The organism is Conyzicola nivalis, from assembly GCF_014639655.1.
GTDB lineage: Bacteria > Actinomycetota > Actinomycetes > Actinomycetales > Microbacteriaceae > Conyzicola > Conyzicola nivalis.
Window position 1 is genome coordinate 200,490 of sequence record NZ_BMGB01000002.1, and the last position, 19,634, is coordinate 220,123.

A 19,634-nucleotide genomic window follows, 5' to 3' on the forward strand; every position below is an offset into this window, starting at 1 on the left:
CCGTGACCCTATCCAGCCAGCGTCTCATACGAAAAGTTCTCCATTCAGGTGGGGGGAACGCTCGACGCGACCCGTGGCGAACATACGCACGAAGTCGAAGTCGAAGGTGTGCGCGAGCCGCGCCGGCTCGGCGAGGAAGAGAGCCGTGGCGAGGCCGTCGGCCTCGAGGCCGGTCTTCGCCATGGCCCAGGTCGCGATGACGCGGTCGGCGGGGAGCCCGGTGGTCGCGTCGATGATGTGGTGCAGGCCGTCGCCCCAGGCCCGCCGGTTCGACGCCGAGGCGCAGAGCGAACCGTTGGCGAGCTCGACCACCCCGACGGCCTTTGTGCCGTCGAGCGGGTGCTCGAGCGCCACCCGGATCGGCGCGGGGCCGGCGTGCACGATGTCGCCGCTCGCGTCGACCACGAACTCGTGGAGGCCCGCCGCCACGAGCAGCCGCCCCACGATGTCGACGAGGTAGCCCTTGCCGGCGGCACCGACGTCGAGCACGAGGGGGCGAAGCGTGGTCAGCGCGCCGTCGTGCCAGGCGATCGAGTCCTCCCAGCGGGGAACCGGCGCGCGCTGCTCGAGCGCTCGCAGGCTGTAGCCGCGGTCGTAGCCCATGGTCTCCAGCGTGCGGCCGACGAGCGGGCTGACGGCGGCGTCCGTCGCCTCGTACAGACGGCGGTAGAGCTCGAACAGCTCGCCCGCGTCGTCGGGGAACGGGTAGCTGCCGGGCGTTCTCGCGATAGCCGACACGAGCGAGTCGTCGCGGAAGCGCGAGTAGGTGCGGTCGAAGGCCTCGACGCGGGCGGCGATCTGTTCGACGAGACCGGCGGGAAGCGGGTCGACGGTGTCGACCTGCCAACGCGTGCCGATCGCGTCGAAGCGGTGGCTAGCTGGCAGCGTCGGCCTTGATCTCTTCGATGGCGGCGTTGAAACCGTCGCTCGTCAGCGACGAGCCGGCGACCTTGTCGACCGAGATGTCGTCGATGTTCTTGCCGACCACGACGTCGCCGATGCCGTCGGCGAACTCGGTCTGGTAGCGCTTCGAGTTGGGGTTGTCGCCGTCGCCCACCGCTTCGACGGCCGTGATGACGCCGTCGGCGAGAGTGACCGTTACGGTGACCTCCTCGGTGCCGTTCGGCGACTCGTACTCGGCGCTCTCGGTGTATTCGCCGTCGGTGTAGCTGCCCGTGGTCGGTGTCGAGTCGCTCGCCTCCGGCGCTGTCGTCGAGGTGTCGGTGCCCGAATCGGAGGTGGTGTCGCCGTCGGCGGCGGTGCTGCAACCGGCCAGGGCTCCGACGAGCGTCAGTCCGGTGAGGATGGCGAACGGGTACTTTGCGCGTTGTGTATTCATGATTCTGCTTTCTGCGTGGCGTTCGTCGACAGATAAGTTGTCGCTTCAAGCATGTCTGTGGGGCTGATGAATTCGCTATGCGTGAGCACAAAAGCCAGCGCATGCTCAGGAACACGAAATATGAAATTCTCATTTCGCCCCTGTTCGGGGGTGGTTTTGCGGGTTAGGGTGAGCGAGTGCGCAGGCCCGACTGCCTCATACGTGTCCACTTCGTGTAAAAGAAGGATTTCACCTGTGAGCAATCCGCCCCGCGGCCGTCAGGCCACCCCGTCCATCCGCCAATTGCTGTCCACCATCGCGACGGCGGGGCTTCTGGCCTCGGCGCTCGCCGTGGGCAGCGCGACCGGGGCGTCCGCGGCCCCCGTCGCGCCGGGCGGAGCGGGCCAGACGTCGTTCGAACCCGGCAGGTACATCGTGACCCTCGCCGAGAACGCGGTCGCGACCTACGAGGGCGGCATCTCCGGATTCGAGGCAACGGCACCCGACACGGGCGACCAGCTCAACGCCCGCAAGGCGCCGGCGCAGAGCTACAGCGACTACCTCGAGACCAAGCAAAAGGATGTCGCCTCCGAAGTGGGCGCCGACATCGACTATTCCTACACGATGGCGCTCAACGCGTTCAGCGCCGACCTGACCGCCGAGCAGGCCGCGAAGCTCGCCGCGAACAAGAACGTGGTCGCGGTCACCCCCGACGAGCTGAAGCACATCACCGCGACCCCGTCGACGGAGTTCCTCGGTCTCGAGGGAGACGACGGCGTGTGGGCCGCCGTCGGCGGCGCGGACGAGGCGGGCAAGGGTGTCGTGGTCGGCGTGCTCGACACCGGCATCGCTCCCGAGAACCCCGCGTTCGCGGGCGAGCCTCTCGGCACGACGGCCGGCGCCGAGCCCTACCTGTCGGGCGACAACGCGATCAGCTTCGTCAAGGGCGACGGCGACACGTTCACCGGTACCTGCCAGACCGGCGAGCAGTTCGGCGTCGACGACTGCAGCACCAAGATCGTGGGCGCGCGCTACTTCCTCACCGGCTTCGGCGAGGCCAATCTCGGCGACGCCACCACCGGCACCGGCGAGTTCGTCTCCCCGCGCGACGGCGACGGCCACGGTTCACACACCGGCTCGACCGCCGTCGGCAACTTCGGCACCGAGGCCGACGTTCTCGGCCGCGATTTCGGCACCATCTCCGGGGTGGCGCCGGCCGCCAAGATCGCCGCCTACAAGGTGTGCTGGTCGGGACCGGACGACGGTGCGACCACCGACGACGGCTGCACGACGACCGACATGCTGGCCGCGATCAACCAGGCGGTGCTCGACGGAGTCGACGTTCTCAACTTCTCGATCGGCGGCGGAGCGGCCGAGACCACCTACTCGGCGACGGATGACGCGTTCCTCGGCGCTGCCGCAGCGGGCATCTTCGTGGCGGCCTCCGCGGGTAACTCCGGCCCGGGTGCCTCGACGCTCGACAACGCCTCCCCGTGGATCACGACCGTGGCCGCGAGCACGATCCCGAGCTACTACGGCACCGTAACCCTCGGTGACGGACAGTCGTTCGTCGGCGCGAGCATCACGGTGACCGACCCGGTCACCGGCGGTCTCGTCAACTCCACCGCCGTGGCCGCTGCCGGGGCCGCGGGCGCCCAAGCAGGACTGTGCGCCCCTGGCAGCCTCGATCCCGCGCTCGTTCCCGCGCAGTCGGTCGTCGTCTGCGACCGCGGCGTGGTCGACCGCACCGCGAAATCGGCCGAAGTCGCCCGCGTGGGTGGAATCGGCATGGTACTGACGAACCCGACGCCGAGCTCGATCGACCCGGACGCCCACACCATCCCGACCGTGCACGTCGACGCGCGCTTCCGCGAGCCGATCGTGGCCTACGCCGCCACACCCGGCGCGACCGTCACGCTGACCAACGGAAACTCGACGACCTACGAGCCGCCGACGCCGGCGCTCGCCGGGTTCTCGTCGCGCGGTCCGGTGTTGGCCGACGGCAGCGACATCCTGAAGCCCGACATCACGGCTCCGGGAGTCGCCATCCTCGCGGCCGGTCCGAACCAGGAGGGCGGCGCACCGACCTTCGAGTTCCTCAGCGGCACGTCGATGTCGAGCCCGCACATCGCGGGCGCAGCGGCGCTGTACCTCGGCGAGCGTCCCACCGCGACCCCGGCCGAGATCAAGTCGGCGATGATGACGACCGCCTACAACACGGTCGACGGCGAGGGAGTCGCGATCACCGACCCGTTCGCGCAGGGTGCCGGGCACGTCGACCCGACCCGGTTCTTCGAGCCGGGCCTGCTCTACCTCAACGGTCCGAGCGACTGGGCGGCATACCTGCAGGGCATCGGCTACGACTTCGGGGTCGAACCCGTCGACGCGAGCAACCTCAACCTGGCGTCGATCGCGATCGGCACGCTCACCGCACCGGAGACGATCACGCGCACCGTGACATCCACCCAGGCCGGCGACTTCACGGCGTCGATCGAGGGCCTGACCGGCATCACCGCCGTCGTCGAACCCTCGGTACTCAGCTTCGCGGCGGCGGCGGAGAAGAAATCGTTCACGGTGACGCTGTCGAGAACGGATGCACCGCTGGACGAGTTCACCTCGGGTGCGCTCACCTGGACCTCGGGTGACACGACGGTGCGCAGTCCCATCGCCGTGCGGCCCGCGACGATCGTGGCTCCCGCGGACGTCGAAGGCACCGGGGTCACCGGTTCGGTCGACGTGACCGTCACGCCGGGTGGCACCGGCGATATCCCGCTCGCCACGAGCGGACTCAGCCGGGGTGCGCTGCTCGCCGACCCGACGGGAACCGCTCCCGGCCACTCGGGCTCGGGCGTCAAGAACGACGAGGTCGTCTACGAGGTCGCGGTGCCCGAGGGCGCCGAACTGGCACGGTTCGACCTCGACGCCGTCGACGACCTCTCCGACCTCGACCTCGTGGTCTACCGGCTGAACGCGGCCGGAGAACCCGTGGCCGGCTGGCAGTCGGCCACCGGTTCGGCGGACGAACGTGTCGACCTCGTCGCCCCCGAGGCGGGGAACTACCGAGTCATCGCCAGCGTCTTCTCGGCGAACCCGTCGACCGCGTGGGACCTCACGGTCACCTCGGTCGTGCCGGGCGGTTCCGCGCTGACGCTCGACCCGCCGGTGATTTCCGGCCAGCAGGGCGTCCCGTCTACCTACACCGCGTCTTGGGCGGGCCTCGAGCCGACGTCCACCTACGTCGGAGTCGTGACCTACGGCGACACGGGCGCGGCCACGGTCGTGCAGGTGGCGACCGGCGACGCCGAGGTGCCCGACCCGGAGGCGCCGGTCAACACGGCACCGCCGACCATCTCGGGCACGCCCGCCGTGGGTAAGTCGCTCACCGCCACCCCCGGCGAGTGGGACACCGAGGGGCTGACCTTCGCCTACCAGTGGCAGTCCGACGGTGCCGACATCGCCGGCGCGACCGGTTCGACGTACCGGGTGCGTTCCGCCGACCAGGGCAGGGCGATCACGGTCGTCGTGACCGCCACCGCCGAGGGGCTGCCCCCGGCGACGGCGACATCGGCAGCCGTCACGGTGCCCTTCGCCTCGACGACGACGCTGTCGCTCAACCGGCACGTCGGATTCTCGTGGCAGAAGACGACCGCGACAGTGCGGGTGGCGACCGGATCATCCGCTCCCCCCACCGGAACCGTGACGGTGACCGTGAACGGCAAGCCCGTCGACGTGGCGCTCGCCGCGTCGGACAACGGCCGCATCAGCTACACGCTGCCGAAGCTCAAGGCGGGCTTCTACACCGTGAAGGCGAGCTACAGCGGCAGCGATACGGTCAGCGGTTCGAAGAGTTCGAGCACCGTCGTCTGGATCCTCTTCTAGGCGGCCCTGCGAGACAAGATCCCCGCTCTGGCGGGCGGCGCCTTCCCAGTACGCGCCGCCCGCCGGAGCGGGCCTTTTTGTGCGCTCGCGCGGAGGCATAATTCGGGCCGGTTACCGGATGTAACGGATTTGTAAACAGTCCTAACGAATTTCGCGAAAGTCTTGCGGCCGATCGGGTTCGTAAGGTTCACTAACAAACAGATCTTCACCGGATGTTCGGCCGAGATCCCTTGTGTCAGCGTCGACCCGGCGCTCGACAGCACCTAGAAACGACATTCTCGGCCGCTGCATCCGGCAACCGGGATCCCCGCCACGACAAGAGGACACCATGACAAAGTCGATCCGGATGGGCGTGGTCATTGCCACCGCGGCCGTCGCCACCTTGGCTCTCAGCTCCTGCGGTTTCAGCGACAGTTCGGGCGGGGGAGGCGACAGCAAGTCGATCGACCTGCTCGTGCCCTCGTACTCCGACGGCACGCAGGCGCTGTGGGAAGACGTCATCGCCGGCTTCGAGGAGGAGAACCCCGACATCAGCGTCAACCTCGAGGTGCAGTCGTGGGACAACCTCAACGACGTGGTCACCACCAAGGTGCAGGGCGGCAAGGCCCCCGACATCATGAACGGCGGACCGTTCGCGGGCTTCGCCGCCGACGACCTGCTGTATCCCGTCTCGGAGGTCACCTCCGACGAGACACGCGCCGACTTCCAGGAGTCCTTCGTCGAGAGTGCCTCCGTGGGCGACACCCAGTACGGGCTTCCGCTCATCGCCTCCTCGCGCACGCTGTTCGTCAACAACGACCTGCTCGAGCAGGCGGGTGTCGAGGCGCCGACGACGTGGGACGAGCTGCTCGCGGCGGGCAAGGCGATCAACGCGCTCGGCCTGCCGTCCACCTACGGCTATGGGTTGCCGCTCGGCTCGGAAGAGGCGCAGGCCGAGTCCGCGATCTGGTTCCTCGGCGGCGGCGGCACGTTCGGCGACGCGGAGAAGATCGCGATCGATACTCCCGAGAACCTCGAGGCCGCCACCTTCATGCAGAAGATGGTCGACGAGAACGCCACGCAGCCCGACGCGGGAGCGACCGACCGCACCCCGCTGATCGACGTGTTCATCCAGGGCAACATCGGCATGATCGAGGGACTGCCGCCCACGGTCGGCCAGATCGAAGAGAAGAACCCCGACCTCGACTACTCGATGGTGCCGATCCCCACCAAGGACGGTCAACCGTTCACGCTCGGCGTAGCCGACCACCTGATGGCGTTCACGAACGACGGCGACAAGCAGGATTCGATCACCAAGTTCTTCGACTACTTCTACACGCCGGAGGTCTACGTGAACTGGGTCACCACCGAGGGCTTCCTGCCCACGACGGTGTCCGGGGGAGAACAGCTCGCCGACGACCCGAAGCTCAAGGTCTTCCTCGACGCCCTGCCGAGCGCCCAGTTCTACCCGAACACCAACCCGAACTGGTCGGCCACGGATGCCGCGTTCAAGAGCCTCGTCGGACAGCTCGCCCAGGGCAAAGACCCGCAGGCGGTTCTGACCGAGATCCAGGCGAAGTCCGACGAAGGCTAGCTCGACGCTGAACGGCGGCCCGCGACATCCGAACGACACCGAAATGAGCACGATGACCAACGCACCACTAGCGCCGGGGACGACCACGGGTCGGCCCCGGCGGGCCGCGGGCCGGTCGTCGAAAGACCTGGTCCACGCCCTGCCGTGGATCGCCCCGGCCCTCGTGCTCATCTTCGGTGTCGTGCTGTTCCCCGCCGTGGTGATGTTCTACAACTCCACGCGGGACATCAGCCAGTCGGGAGTGGACCGCGGTCCCGCCGGCTTCGAGAACTACCAGGCGCTGCTCGACTTCGATCCGATCTGGGGCGTGCTCGCGCGCACCCTCGTCTGGGTCGTAGCCGTCGTCGTGCTCACCGTGCTCATTTCGCTGGCCCTGGCCCAACTGCTCAACAAGGCCTTCCCCGGGCGCCAGCTGGTGCGCATGGCGGTCATCGTCCCGTGGGCGGCGAGCGTCGTGATGACGACGCTCGTCGTCTACTACGGGCTCGACCCGTTCTACGGCCTCATCAACGAGGCGCTCGTGCAGACCGGCATCCTCGACAAGCCCTACGGTTTCACCAAGAACCCCGTGTCGGCGTTCACCTGGTCGATCGGCATCGCGGTGTTCGTGTCGCTGCCGTTCACGACGTATACGATCCTCGCCGGGCTGCAGACGATCGCCGCCGACGTCTTCGAGGCGGCGAAGATCGACGGTGCGGGGCGCAGGCACACCTACTTCGCGATCGTGCTGCCGCAGCTGCGCAGTGCGCTCGCCGTCGCCATCCTCATCAACATCATCAACGTCTTCAACTCGCTGCCGATCCTCAAGGTGATGACCGGCTCGATACCCGGCTACGACGCCGACACCGTGATGACGCTCATCTTCAAATACATCCAGACCGACCACAAGATCGACGTCGCCAGCGCGCTCAGCGTCGTCGGATTCGTGATCGTGCTCGTGATCGTGGCGATCTACGTCAAGGTCGTCAAGCCGATGAAGGAGGTGTGAGATGACCGCGACTCTGAATGCCCCGCGCCGCCGCCGGTTCACCGCCGACCAGGTCAGCGCCGCTTCCGTCGCCTGGCGCATGGTCGCCGGTCTGGTCGTGCTGCTCGTCTTCGTCGCCCCCTACGTGCTGATGTTCGTCAGCTCGCTCAAGTCGAAGAGCGAGATCCTGCAGGTGCCGCCCACCTTCCTGCCGACCGAGTGGCACCCCGAGAACTACCTGACGATGTGGTCGACTCCCGAGACCCCGCTCGTGCAGAACCTCGTCTCCACGATCGTCATCGCCGTGTTCGCGACACTGCTCGTGCTCGCGGTGGCGCTCCCGGCCGCGTACTACACGGCGCGGTTCCGATTCCCCGGTCGGCTCGTGTTCCTTTTCCTCGTCATCATCACGCAGATGCTGCAGCCCGCGGTGCTCACGTCGGGACTCTTCCGCGAGTTCCAGTTTCTCGGCATCAGCGACACCTGGCTCGCGATGATCCTGATCAACGCCGCGTTCAACCTCTCGTTCGCGGTCTGGATCATGCACAGCTTCTTCGCCGGCGTGCCGAAGGAGATCGACGAGGCGGCGCAGCTCGACGGCGCGGGCCGCTGGGCGGTGCTGTTCAGGATCAACCTGCCGCTCGTCTGGCCCGGCATCGTCACCGCGATCGTGTTCACCTTCGTCTCCTGCTGGAACGAATTCGCCGCCTCGCTCGTGATCCTCTCCACCGCCGGCAACCAGCCGCTCTCGGTCGCGCTCACCAAGTTCGTCGGCCAGTACGCCACGAGCTGGCAGTACGTCTTCGGGGTCTCGATCGTGGCGATCGTGCCGGTCGTCATCCTGTTTATGCTCATCGAGAAGCGCCTCGTCGGCGGTCTCACGGCCGGGAGCGTGAAGTAATGACCACCCAGAAATCACCGCAGGCGGGCCAGCGGAGCCACGGTCTCGCGAGCAGCCGAGCGTTGCGCCCGAGCGGGAAGGTCCTGCCGGAGCACGCCCGCGGCCACAACCGCTCGCTCGTGCTGCAGGCGCTCTACCTCGGCGGCCAGAAGAGCCGCGCCGACATCGCGCGCGAGACCGGGCTCACCCGCGTCACCATCTCCGACCTCGTCGCCGAACTGCTCGTCGAGGGGCTCGTGCTCGAGATGGGCCAGCGCGAAGACGCCCGCCCTGGCAAGCCGGCGACGCTGCTCGAGCTGAACGGCCGGGCCTTCCAGATCATCGGGATCGACCTGAGCGAGGCGGCCATCTTCCGCGGCGCCGTGCTCGATCTGCGCGGACGGGTGATCTCGCGTGCCGAGGTGTCCCTCGATTCCAGCACGGGGGCGGATGCCACGGCGAAGGTCGTGGCGCTGGTGGGGTCGCTCGTCGACGCGGCCACGCTGCCGGTGCTGGGCATCGGCGTCGGGTCGCCCGGTGTCGTCGACCTCGCCGGGGTAGTGCTCAGCGCGCCCAACCTCGGCTGGGTCGGCGAACCGCTGCACGACGGGCTGGCCGAGCGCTACGGCCTGCCCGTCGTTGTGATCAACGACGCCAATGCCGCCGCGCTCGCCGAGCACAGCTTCGGTGGCGCGGAGAGCGACATGATGGTCGTCAAGGTCGGGCACGGTGTGGGCGCCGGCCTGCTGCTCGGCGGCAGCCCGCTCTTCGGCAGCCGGTTTGCGGCCGGCGAGATCGGTCACGTCGTGGTCGGCACGGACGGCGGTGCGGAGTGCGCCTGCGGCAAACACGGCTGCCTCGAGACCTGGCTGGCGACGCCGAGGCTCGACGCCGCCCTGGCGTTGGCCGCGACATCCGAAGACAAAATCGCCGTGCTGCGCGCCGCGGGGCAACGCCTCGGGATCGCCCTGGCACCCGTAGTCGGAGCCCTGAACCTCAGCGAGGTCGTGCTGAGCGGACCGACCGACCTGCTCGACGGACCGCTCGCCGAGGCGGTCATCGAGACCCTCCGCGCGCGCACGATGGCCGAATTCCACGGCGATCTGACGCTGCGGATGACAACACTCGGGGAGGACATCGTCATGCGCGGCGCCGCCGTCATGGTGCTCTCCGGCCAACTCGGGGTCTCCTAGAGCCACCGGGATTTCACACAGCACCATCCATGCAGACACAAGGGAGTACGAGATGAAGAAAAGGATCGCAGCGGTCGCAGCAGCCACCGCTGCAGCTCTCATCCTGGCGGGGTGTTCGTCGAACGACGCACCCGCCGAGTCGGGCGGCACGGACATCACGCTCTGGCTGAACGGCGGTGACACCCCGGACGAGCTGCGCGACTTCCTTAAGACAGAGTACGCAGACGCGACCGGGGGCACTCTTACCATCGAAGAGCAGTCGTGGAGCGATGCTCTCGCAAAGCTGACCACGGCACTGCCCGATGCCGAGAATACCCCGGATGTCGTGGAGATCGGCAACACGTGGGCGCCGACGTTCACCAACGCGGGCGCGTTCACCGACCTCAGCAACATGTACGACGAGCTGGGCGGCGACAAGCTGCTTCCCTCGTTCGTCGAGGTGGGCTCGGTCGACGGTGCCCAGTTCGCGCTGCCCTACTACTTCGGGTCGCGCTACATGTTCTACCGCAAGGACGTGTGGGAGAAGGCCGGGATCACGGTGCCGGCGACGCTCGCGGAATTCAACGAGGCCGCGGCCGCGCTGAAGACCGACGGCCAGAGCGGCTTCTACATCGGCGGCGAAGACTGGCGCAACGGCGTCTCCTGGGTGTTCGCCAACGGCGGCGAGCTCGCGGTGAAGGACGGCGACGAGTGGGCGTCGAGCCTCTCCGACCCGAAGACGGTCGAGGGACTGACGCAGCTGCAGACGCTGTTCGCCGACGCCTCGCTCGCGCCCGTCACCGAGGCCGACAGCACCCCGTGGGTCAACATCAACAACAACGAGACCACGGGAGCGCCCGAGGCCGCGACGATCATCGCGCCCGGCTGGGCGCACTGGTCGATCGGCGACCTGGCACCCGACCCCGAGGACGCCACCAAGACGGTGGCGACCTGGAACGACGCCGTGTTCGGCACCTTCGTGCTGCCCGGTATCGACGGCGGGGTCGCCCCGGTGTTCGCCGGCGGCTCGAATATCGCCATCTCGGCGGCGAGCCAGAACCAGGACGCCTCGAAGGAGCTGATGAAGATCATCTTCTCGGAGGACTACCAGAAGATGCTCGGCGAGAACGGCCTCGGTCCGGCGAACCTCGACTACGCGTCGTCGCTCGGTGACGACCAGTTCGCGACCGCGCTCATCGACTCGGCCGCCGAGTCGAAGCTCACCCCCGCGGCGCCCGGCTGGGCGGCCGTCGAGGGATCGGGCCTGCTCGAGGAGTTCTTCGGCAAAGTCAACGGCGGAGGCGACGTCGAAGCGTTGGCCGAGGAGTACGACGAGAAGATCAACGAGCTGATCAACGGGTAGAACCGCTCATCGCGGGTCGGTCCCTGAGCCTGTCGAAGGGGCCGACCCGTTTCCGCCCTGCCCTTCGACAAGCTCAGGGACCGTTCCAAAAGAAAGGAGGAAGCCCCATGACCGCCACCGTCGACCGACGACGCACGAACCGCGCGCCGTACCTTCTTCTCATCCCCGCCGTCGGCATCCTCCTCGTCGGCATGGGCTACCCGCTGATCTGGCAGGTCGTCACCTCGCTGCAGGAGTACGGCCTCAAGCAGCAGTTCGGCCAGCCGGCGCCGTTCGTGCTCTTCGACAACTACGTCGAACTGGCGACCGACGCGCAGTTCTGGACGGTCGTCGCGAAGTCGATCGCCTTCTGCCTCGTGACCGCCGTCATCACCCTCGCGGTCGGCGTGCTCTTTGCGCTCCTTATGAACGCCGTGGGCAGGGCGCCGCGCATCATCCTGCAGATCGCACTGCTGCTCGCCTGGTCGATGCCGGTCGTCGCCGCGATGACCGTGTGGATCTGGCTCTTCGACCGCCGCCGCGGCGCGGTCAACTACCTGCTCGACATGATTCCCGGCGTCGACATCAACCGCTTCAACTGGCTCGAGACGCCGACCACGTTCTTCATCGTGGCGAGCGTCATCGTGATCTGGATGTCGGTGCCGTTCGTGGCGTTCTCGTCGTTCGCCGGACTCACCCAGGTCTCCGACGAGGTGCTCGAGGCCGCCGCGCTCGACGGCGCGAACGGTCGGCAGCGTTTCTTCGGCATCATCCTGCCGATGATCAAGCCGGTCATCGCGATCGTCTTCCTGCTGCAGATCATCTGGGACCTGCGGGTGTTCACCCAGATCACAATGCTGCAGGACGCCGGATCGAAGTCGAGCGAGTTCGACCTGCTCGGCACCTACATCTACAAGCTCGGCACCAAGTCGCAAGACTTCGGCATGGCCTCGGCGGTCTCGATCCTCGTGCTCGCGATCACCATCCTGCTCAGCTGGTTCTACATCCGCAGTCTGCTCAAGGAGGACGAGTCATGAGAGCCCGCACCGCCCGCACCCTGCTCGGCGCGCTCGCGATCGTCATTGCGCTCGTCTGGGTCTTCCCCGTCTACTGGATGGTCAACTCGTCGCTGCTGCCCAACGTGACGCTGCAATCGTTCGTGCCCACCTTCGTTCCGCTCGGCGGCTCGTTCGAGAACTTCGCCTCCGCGCTCGCCGACGGCGAGTTCTTCGCGGCGCTCGGCATGAGCGTCTCGATCACGCTCATCGCCGTGTTCTTCTGCATCATCTTCGCCTTCCTCGGCGCCGTGGCGATCAGCCGGTTCCGCTTCCGCGGCCGCACGAGCTTCATCATCGCGGTGCTCGTGGTGCAGATGCTTCCGGCCGAGGGCCTGTTCATCGCCCAGTACAAGATGGTCGCGGGCGCCCACCTGCTCGACTCCGTCATCGGGGTCAGCATCATCTACATCGCGGCCGTCGTGCCGTTCACGATCTGGATGCTGCGGGGGTTCGTGGCGGGCGTGCCGGCCGACCTCGAGGAGGCCGCCATGGTCGACGGCCTCAGCCGGTTCGGCGCGTTTATGCGCATAACGTTCCCGTTGCTGGCACCCGGGCTCGTGGCATCCGGTGTCTACGCGTTCCTTCAGGCCTGGAACGAGTTCACCGTGGCCCTCGTGCTGCTGCCCTCCGAGTCGGTGCAGACGCTGCCGCTCTGGCTGCGCGGATTCGTCCAGGCGAGCGCCACCCGGGCGACCGACTGGGGCCAGGTGATGGCCGCATCGACGCTCGTCGCCGTGCCGGTGATCGTGTTCTTCCTCATCGTGCAGGGCCGGCTCACGTCGGGTCTCGTGAGCGGGGCGGTGAAGGGATGACCGCCGCACGCGTGCTGTTGCCGGGCTTCGTCGGCACCACCCTGCCGCTGTGGCTCGAGACGCGCCTGCGCAACGGGTTGGGCGGCGTCTGCCTCTTCGGCGACAACGTCGAGTCGGGCGAGCAGGTGCGCGCGCTGACCGCCGCGATCATCGCCGCCAACCCGAACGCCCTCATCGCCATCGACGAGGAGGGCGGCGACGTCACCCGCCTGTACCAGTCGACGGGGGCGCCCTTTCCCGGCAACGCGCTGCTCGGGCGCATCAACGACCTCGACTACACGGCGAGCGTCGCGACCGCGGTCGGACTGGAGTTGCGCGCCATGGGGGTGAACCTCAATTTTGCTCCGGATGTCGACATCAATTCGAACGCGGACAATCCGGTGATCGGGGTGCGCAGCTTCGGCAGCGACCCCGAGCTCGTGGCCCTGCACAGTGGTGCCTGGGTCGCCGCGCACGAGGCGACGGGAGTCGCGGTGAGCGCGAAACACTTTCCCGGCCACGGCGACACCGCGCAGGACTCGCACCTCGCGCTGCCCGTCGTCGACCTGCCGCTCGACGCGCTGCGGGCGCGCGAGCTGCTGCCGTTCGAGGCGGCGGTCGCGGCGGGGGCGAGCACAGTGATGAGTTCGCACATCCTGATGCCCCGGATCGATGCCGAGAACCCCGCCACTTTCTCGCGGGCGGTGCTGCACGACCTGCTGCGCGGCGACCTCGGTTTCCGCGGGGTGATCGTGAGCGACGCGCTCGACATGGTGGGTGCGAGCGGCGACATCGGGATCGCGGAGGCGGCCGTGCGGGCGATCACGGCCGGCTGCGACCTGCTCTGCATCGGCACGGAGAACACCGACGAGCAGCTCGGGCAGATCGAAGACGCGCTCGACGCGGCCGTCGCGTCCGGGCGGCTCGACGCCGAACGGTTGCGCGAGGCGGGCGACCGCAACGTGGCACTCGCCACCAGGCTGGCCCGCGCCGGGTCGTTTCCCGCCGCCGACACCGGGTTCTCGCCACGTAGGGCGATCGGCGGGTTCGCCGTGAAGCCCGGCGTGGTGGTCTCGGCGGAGCGCACGGTCGTCGCGATCGAGACCGAGGCGAACATCGCCGTCGGCGTCTCGCCGTGGGGTCCGCCGGTCTCGGCGCGACTCGCCGAGGGCGACCCGTTGCCGGAAGTGAGCGGCCAGCTCGTTCTGGTCGGCAAGAATAACCACAGGCACCCGTGGGTGCGCGAGCTCGTCGACTCGGCGCGCGTCGCCCACCCTGGCGTGATCGTGATCGACATGGGGTGGCCTGACCAGAGTCAGAACTACTCGGACGTCGCGACGTTCGGGGCATCACGGCACGTCGGCGAGGCGCTCGCCGCCTGGCTCGAGGGGGAACAACCATGAGGATGGGCGTCGATATCGGCGGCACGAAGACCGAGGCCGTCGCCGTCGCCGACGACGGCAGCGTCGTCGAGAGCGTGCGGCTCGCGACCGGTTTCGGCCCGCGCGCCGTGGTGGCCTCGACCGTCGACGCGGCCGCGTCCCTCGCCGCGGCGACCGGCCTGCGCCTCTCCGACTTCGCGACGATTGGCGTGGGCATCCCCGGAGCGGTAGACGCCGCGACCGGCCGGGTGTCCCACGCGATCAACCTCGGCCTCGACCACCTCCCGCTCGGCGCCGAACTGGCCGAGCGACTCGGCGCACCCGTGCGCGTGGAGAACGACGTGAATGCCGCGGCTCTCGGGGCGTTCCACCTCTTCGAACAGCCGGCCACGGCATCCATGGGCTATCTCAACCTCGGAACCGGCCTCGCCGCCGGCCTCGTGCTGCGCGGCGAACTGTGGCGCGGCGCGCGCGGGGGAGCAGGCGAGATCGGCCACATCCTCGTCGACCCCGCCGGGCCGCTCGATCTCGACGGCCAGCACGGCGGACTCGAGGTGGTCGCGTCGGGGTCGGGAATCGCCCGCCAGTGGGGCCGCGGAAACGGCAACGCGGTGAGCGCGGTTCTGGATGCCGCGGACTCCGGCGACGCCGAAGCGCTCGAGATCAGGCGGCGACTGTACGAGGGCGTGGCCGCGGCCGTGCGCATCCTCGTGCTCACCGTCGACGTCGACCTGGTCGTGATCGGCGGCGGCATCAGCAGTCTCGGCGACCGGGTCATGGGCGGCGTGGGCGAGATCTTCGCCGCCTGGGGCGCGCAGTCGCCCTTCATCTTCTCGCTCGGCATCGCCGACCGCGTGCGGCTGCTGCCCGAGGGCGCGCCCGTCGCGGCGCTCGGCGCCGCACACCTGGGAGGCATCTCGTGGCCGAAGTAGTCATCGTCCCGTCGGCGGACGAGGCCGGTTCGATAGCGGCCGCCGCGATCGCCGCCCTCGTCGCGTCGCGGCCGGACGCGGTGCTCGGCCTCGCCACCGGTTCGACCCCGCTCACCACCTGGGCCGCGCTCGCGACCCGCGGACCCGACCTGTCACGCGTGCGCGGGTTCGCCCTCGACGAATACGTCGGGCTGCCGGCCGCACACCCCGAAAGCTACCGGGCCGTGATCACGCGCGAGGTCGTCGAACCGCTCGGGCTCACACCCGAGCTCGTGCGGGTGCCCGGCGACGACGGCGGGCCGCTGGCGGGGGCCGGCGAGCGGTACGAGCGCGACATCCGCGCGGCGGGCGGCGTCGACCTGCAGGTGCTCGGCATCGGCCGCACGGGACACATCGGATTCAACGAACCCGGCTCGTCGCTCGCCTCGCTCACCCGTGTGAAGACGCTCGCCGAGCAGACCCGCGCCGACAACGCCCGCTTCTTCGCCTCCGTCGACGACGTGCCCACCCACTGCATCACGCAGGGACTCGGCACGATCCTGCGGGCGCGTCACCTCGTGCTGCTCGCCTTCGGGTCGGCGAAGGCCGCGGCGGTAGCGGCGGCGCTCGAGGGCCCGGTCTCGGCGTCGACTCCGGGATCGGTGGTGCAGTTGCATCCGAAAGTCACGGTCATCGTCGACGAGCCGGCGGCCGTGCACCTCGCGCACGCCGACTACTACCGCCACGCCTGGGCGAACCGCTTCGACTGGGAGAGATTCGAGTAGCGCCGCCCGTCTGCCCTCGAGTTGTCACAAAACGGGGTACCGCGGCGGTAGCTCCGCCGCTTTGTGACAACTCGGGTGCCCCGTACCAAATGCAGGAGATTTCCGGCTCGAGGTCCGTGCATCGGCGTCAACGTGTGACTCGACGCGAAATCTCCTGCATTTGGTACGCGCGGCGACTAGATGCGCCGCCCGTCAGCCCAGACCTCGGTGACCTTCCAGTCGTGGTCGAGCAGCACGGCGTCGGCGGCGAACCCGGCGGCGAGCAGTCCGTGTCTGTGCTGCAGGTTGAGCGCGCGGGCGGGCGTGAGCGTCAACGCCTCGACGGCGCGCGCCGGCGTGATGCCCGAGCGCTGGATCGCGACGCGCAGCGCCTGATCCAGCGTCAGGGTCGAGCCGGCGATCGTGGGGGTGCCGCGCAGGCGGGCGATTCCCTTGTGCACCGTGACGGTGAGCGAGCCGAGCGAGTAGTCGCCGTCGTGCGAGCCGGCTGCCGCCATCGCGTCGGTGACGAGAGCGACCCGACCCGGGGCGGACGCGAAGACCATGGCCGCGACATCCGGATGCACGTGCTCGCCATCCAGAATCAGTTCGAGACAGACGCGCTCGTCTTCGAATGCCGCGACCACCGGTCCCGGTGCGCGGTGATGGATGCCGGGCATCGCGTTGAACACGTGGGTGATGATGCGGGCACCGCGATCGAAGGCCTCGCGCGCCAGTTCGAAGGTCGCCTCGGTGTGGCCGATCGCCACGGTCACGCCGGCCTCGACGAGGACGTCGATGGCCTCCATGGCGTTCGGCAGCTCGGGCGCGATCGTGATCTGGCGTAGCGTGCCCCGCGCGGCGCCGAGCAGCTCTTCCACCTCGTAGGGCGCGGGGTCGCGCAGAAACTCGCCGTTATGGGCACCCCGACGGTTCTGCGCGAGGAACGGCCCCTCGAGGTGCGCGCCCAACACGAGCGGGTCGGCGTCGGCGATGTCGGCGATCTCGTTGAGGCTCGTGCGCAGGCTCGCGAGCGGGTTGGCGACGAGGCTGATCACCGAACGGGTCGTGCCGTGCGCGCGGTGGGTCGCGAGCGCGGCCTCCATCTCGCCGGGGCCGTCGTCGAACGAGTGGCCGCCGCCGCCGTGGCCGTGCAGGTCCATGAACCCCGGCACGAGCCAGTGCCCACCGACATCGACGCGAGTCGTGGCATCCGGACCCGCACCATGCCCCGTCGACAGGATGGTGTCGCCCTCGACGAGCATCCAGAAATCGTCGACCTGCCCGTGGGCGTCGAGCTTGCGGGCGTGTTCAAAAAGCGTGCTCATGCGCTCAGCTTAGGGAGCGATCACCCCGGCGGGCAGTAGGGCGGACTACTTGAAGATGATGGTGCGCGCCCGGTCGAGCAGCACCCGGTGCTCGGCAAACCACTTCACGGCCTGCGTGAGCGTGCGGCTCTCCTCGTCCTGTCCGATCGAGACGAGTTCGGCGGCCGTGCGCGAGTGGTCGACGCGCACGACGTTCTGTTCGACGATCGGACCCTCGTCGAGGTCGCTCGTCACAAAGTGCGCCGTCGCGCCGATGAGCTTCACACCGCGGGCGTGCGCCTGCTTGTAGGGGTTCGCGCCCTTGAAACCGGGGAGGAAGGAGTGGTGGATGTTTATGGCCCGGCCGGCGAGGGAGGCGCACAGTTCGGGGGAGAGGATCTGCATGTACCGCGCCAGTACGACGAGTTCGATGTCGTGCTGCTCGACGACCTCGAGCACGCGGTCCTCGAAGGCGAGCTTCTGGCCCGGGCTCGTCACGGGGTGCTGTTCGAACGGCACACCGTAGAACGACGCGAGGTTTTCGAGGTCGGAGTGGTTGCTCATGACCAGCGGCATCTCGATCGGCAGCTGCCCGGCGCGCTGGCGGTAGAGCAGGTCGTTGAGGCAGTGGCCGGCCTTCGACACGAGCACGAGGGTGCGCAGCGGGCGACCGACCACGTCGAGCTGCCAGGTCATCGCGTACCGGCTCGTGACCGGGGCGAGCGCCGCCTCGAACTCGTCGCGCGACGCCGCCGACTCGACCTGCAGTCGCATGAAGAACGTGCCGGTGTCGTCGCTCGAGAACTGCTGGGACTCGGTGATGTTGCCGCCCGCCGTCACGATCGCGCCGCTGATCGCGTGCACGATCCCCGGGCGGTCTTCGCAGACGAGGGTGAGGATCCAGTGCGTCGAGGTGTCAGTCACCGGTCAAGAGTATTCTGGAATCGAAGTCGCGCTCGTACGCGGCTTCCCGCGGCTCGCTTCGCGCCATCATCTTCCGAACGGAATCCTGCCGTTGTCTTCCAACAGCACCACCACCGCGCCCGCTTTCCCCTGGGTCGGCCTGCTCGTTCTCGCCGGGGCGATCTTCGTCTCCGTCACCAGCGAGTTCCTCCCCACCGGCCTCCTGCCCGACATGGCGAGCGAACTCGAGGTCTCCGAGTCGCGCATCGGCCTGCTCGTCACCATCTTCGCCGGCACGGTCGTCGTCTCGACCACCCCGCTCGCCGCCCTCACCCGGCGCTACTCGCGCAAATACCTCGTGGTCATCGTGCTGCTCGTGGTGGCGACCGGCAACGTGCTCGCCGCCCTCGCGCCGACCTACGAGATCCTCGTCGGCGCGCGCATCATCGGCGGCCTCGCGCACGGACTGTTCTGGGCTGTCGTCGGCGCCTACGCCGCGCACCTCGTGCCGAAGCATCAGATCGGCCGGGCCGTCGCGATCACGAGCGGCGGCGGCACCGCCGCGTTCGTGCTCGGTGTGCCGCTCGGCACAGCCCTCGGCCACGCGCTCGGCTGGCGGCTCGCCTTCGCCACGATAGGCGTGATCGTGATCGTGCTCGCGATCCTGGTGCTGCGCTTCCTGCCGGCCGTCGACCACCGGGTCCCCCTCGCCACCGGCGAGATCCCGATGCCGCTGCGCAAAGACCGCAGCATCCCGGGCGTGATCGTGCTCTGCTTCGTGATCATCGTGGTGATGACCGGCCACAACCTCTTCTACACCTACATCGCGCCGTGGCTCATCTCGGTCGGCGGGTTCGGCGAAGATTCGATCGCGATCCTGCTCTTCCTCTTCGGCGGCGCCGGCGCGGTCGGCCTCGTGCTGGCCGGTCTGGTGAGCGACCGCTTCCCGCGTGGCGGCATGATCGTGGCCACCACGGTCGTCGCCGTGTCGGTACTCGTGATGGCCCTGTGGTCCGGCTCTCAGGTGGTCATCGTCGCGTCGCTCGTGGTGTGGGGCATCGCGTTCGGCGGTCTGCCGGCCATGCTGCAGACGCGCATGCTGCACACGGCATCCGCCCGCATGCGCGACCTCGCGGCCGCGCTGTTCACGACGTCGTTCAACTTCGCGATCGGCTTCGGCGCCCTCGTCGGCGGTCTGCTGCTCGACCAGGCCGGCATCATCACGCTGCCGTTCGTCGACGTCGTGATCATCGCCGTCGGTGTGGTCTTTATGGTCGTGAGCAACCTGTGGTTGTCGGCGCGCGCCAAGCGTGCCCGCATCGCCTAGGTCGCGAAAACAGGATGACCCGGGCGACACCGCCGAATTCGTCCTGTTCGGCGGGCACCC

The 19,634-nt window shown here is 68.5% G+C and carries 16 protein-coding genes; 12 read left to right on the forward strand and 4 right to left on the reverse strand.

The features are described 5' to 3' along the window. Positions 1-24: 24 nt before the first annotated feature. Together IEV96_RS14450 and IEV96_RS14455 are read right to left on the reverse strand one after the other, a co-directional pair. Positions 25-885 (reverse strand): FAD:protein FMN transferase, encoded by an 861-nt coding sequence (locus IEV96_RS14450; protein ID WP_188511830.1) that lies wholly within the window; start codon positions 883-885, stop codon positions 25-27. Next, positions 875-1,339 carry an FMN-binding protein gene (locus IEV96_RS14455; protein WP_188511458.1) on the reverse strand — a complete coding sequence of 155 codons (465 nt, stop codon included), beginning with the start codon at positions 1,337-1,339 and terminating at the stop codon, positions 875-877. The genes IEV96_RS14450 and IEV96_RS14455 overlap by 11 nt, the downstream gene beginning before the upstream one ends. 234 nt (positions 1,340-1,573) lie before the next feature. On the opposite strand from IEV96_RS14455, the gene IEV96_RS14460 reads away from it, so the two are divergent. The 11 genes from IEV96_RS14460 to IEV96_RS14510 all read left to right on the forward strand — a co-directional run bounded on the left by IEV96_RS14460 (position 1,574) and on the right by IEV96_RS14510 (position 16,058). Further along, positions 1,574-5,197, forward strand: coding sequence for a S8 family serine peptidase (locus IEV96_RS14460; protein WP_229733428.1), 3,624 nt, complete (start codon positions 1,574-1,576; stop codon positions 5,195-5,197). A gap of 328 nt (positions 5,198-5,525) precedes the next feature. After that, on the forward strand, positions 5,526-6,770 hold the full coding sequence (locus IEV96_RS14465) for an extracellular solute-binding protein (RefSeq protein WP_188511460.1): 1,245 nt from the start codon (positions 5,526-5,528) through the stop codon (positions 6,768-6,770). A gap of 52 nt (positions 6,771-6,822) precedes the next feature. Further along, entirely contained in the window at positions 6,823-7,758 is a 936-nt protein-coding gene (locus IEV96_RS14470) for a carbohydrate ABC transporter permease (RefSeq protein ID WP_188511461.1), read from the forward strand. Position 7,759: 1 nt separating this feature from the next. Then, positions 7,760-8,638: a carbohydrate ABC transporter permease gene (locus tag IEV96_RS14475; protein WP_229733429.1), complete on the forward strand. Its 879-nt coding sequence runs from the start codon at positions 7,760-7,762 to the stop codon at positions 8,636-8,638. Beyond that, a complete protein-coding gene (locus IEV96_RS14480) occupies positions 8,638-9,810 on the forward strand; it encodes an ROK family transcriptional regulator (RefSeq protein WP_188511462.1) in 1,173 nt (390 codons plus the stop codon). Before IEV96_RS14475 ends, IEV96_RS14480 begins: the two co-directional genes overlap by 1 nt. Before the next feature lie 52 nt (positions 9,811-9,862). Next, positions 9,863-11,152, forward strand: a complete 1,290-nt coding sequence (locus IEV96_RS14485; RefSeq protein WP_188511463.1) for an extracellular solute-binding protein — start codon at positions 9,863-9,865, stop codon at positions 11,150-11,152. 107 nt (positions 11,153-11,259) lie between these two features. Beyond that, on the forward strand, positions 11,260-12,168 hold the full coding sequence (locus tag IEV96_RS14490; RefSeq protein ID WP_188511464.1) for a carbohydrate ABC transporter permease: 909 nt from the start codon (positions 11,260-11,262) through the stop codon (positions 12,166-12,168). Beyond that, positions 12,165-13,001, forward strand: a complete 837-nt coding sequence (locus tag IEV96_RS14495) for a carbohydrate ABC transporter permease (protein WP_188511465.1) — start codon at positions 12,165-12,167, stop codon at positions 12,999-13,001. Before IEV96_RS14490 ends, IEV96_RS14495 begins: the two co-directional genes overlap by 4 nt. Beyond that, positions 12,998-14,383, forward strand: a complete 1,386-nt coding sequence (locus IEV96_RS14500; RefSeq protein WP_188511466.1) for a glycoside hydrolase family 3 protein — start codon at positions 12,998-13,000, stop codon at positions 14,381-14,383. Before IEV96_RS14495 ends, IEV96_RS14500 begins: the two co-directional genes overlap by 4 nt. After that, entirely contained in the window at positions 14,380-15,294 is a 915-nt protein-coding gene (locus IEV96_RS14505) for an ROK family protein (RefSeq protein ID WP_188511467.1), read from the forward strand. The genes IEV96_RS14500 and IEV96_RS14505 overlap by 4 nt, the downstream gene beginning before the upstream one ends. Next, positions 15,282-16,058: a glucosamine-6-phosphate deaminase gene (locus IEV96_RS14510; protein ID WP_188511468.1), complete on the forward strand. Its 777-nt coding sequence runs from the start codon at positions 15,282-15,284 to the stop codon at positions 16,056-16,058. Before IEV96_RS14505 ends, IEV96_RS14510 begins: the two co-directional genes overlap by 13 nt. Positions 16,059-16,234: 176 nt before the next feature. On the opposite strand, the gene nagA is transcribed toward IEV96_RS14510, so the two are convergent. Then, positions 16,235-17,365: an N-acetylglucosamine-6-phosphate deacetylase gene (nagA, locus tag IEV96_RS14515; protein WP_188511469.1), complete on the reverse strand. Its 1,131-nt coding sequence runs from the start codon at positions 17,363-17,365 to the stop codon at positions 16,235-16,237. Positions 17,366-17,410: 45 nt separating this feature from the next. Further along, entirely contained in the window at positions 17,411-18,268 is an 858-nt protein-coding gene (gene purU, locus IEV96_RS14520; protein WP_188511470.1) for a formyltetrahydrofolate deformylase, read from the reverse strand. A 91-nt stretch (positions 18,269-18,359) separates the two neighbouring features. Here purU and IEV96_RS14525 point away from each other — a divergent pair, with 91 nt between their 5' ends. After that, positions 18,360-19,574, forward strand: a complete 1,215-nt coding sequence (locus IEV96_RS14525) for an MFS transporter (protein WP_188511471.1) — start codon at positions 18,360-18,362, stop codon at positions 19,572-19,574. Positions 19,575-19,634: the final 60 nt, after the last annotated feature.

Excerpts from the sequence above, each read along its gene's own strand:
- IEV96_RS14455 (WP_188511458.1), bottom strand. The coding sequence starts at position 1,339 with ATGAATACACAACGCGCAAAGTACCCGTTCGCCATCCTCACCGGACTG.
- IEV96_RS14465 (WP_188511460.1), top strand. The coding sequence starts at position 5,526 with ATGACAAAGTCGATCCGGATGGGCGTGGTCATTGCCACCGCGGCCGTC.
- IEV96_RS14470 (WP_188511461.1), top strand. The coding sequence starts at position 6,823 with ATGACCAACGCACCACTAGCGCCGGGGACGACCACGGGTCGGCCCCGG.
- IEV96_RS14475 (WP_229733429.1), top strand. The coding sequence starts at position 7,760 with ATGACCGCGACTCTGAATGCCCCGCGCCGCCGCCGGTTCACCGCCGAC.
- IEV96_RS14480 (WP_188511462.1), top strand. The coding sequence starts at position 8,638 with ATGACCACCCAGAAATCACCGCAGGCGGGCCAGCGGAGCCACGGTCTC.
- IEV96_RS14485 (WP_188511463.1), top strand. The coding sequence starts at position 9,863 with ATGAAGAAAAGGATCGCAGCGGTCGCAGCAGCCACCGCTGCAGCTCTC.
- IEV96_RS14490 (WP_188511464.1), top strand. The coding sequence starts at position 11,260 with ATGACCGCCACCGTCGACCGACGACGCACGAACCGCGCGCCGTACCTT.
- IEV96_RS14495 (WP_188511465.1), top strand. The coding sequence starts at position 12,165 with ATGAGAGCCCGCACCGCCCGCACCCTGCTCGGCGCGCTCGCGATCGTC.
- IEV96_RS14500 (WP_188511466.1), top strand. The coding sequence starts at position 12,998 with ATGACCGCCGCACGCGTGCTGTTGCCGGGCTTCGTCGGCACCACCCTG.
- IEV96_RS14505 (WP_188511467.1), top strand. The coding sequence starts at position 14,380 with ATGAGGATGGGCGTCGATATCGGCGGCACGAAGACCGAGGCCGTCGCC.
- nagA (WP_188511469.1), bottom strand. The coding sequence starts at position 17,365 with ATGAGCACGCTTTTTGAACACGCCCGCAAGCTCGACGCCCACGGGCAG.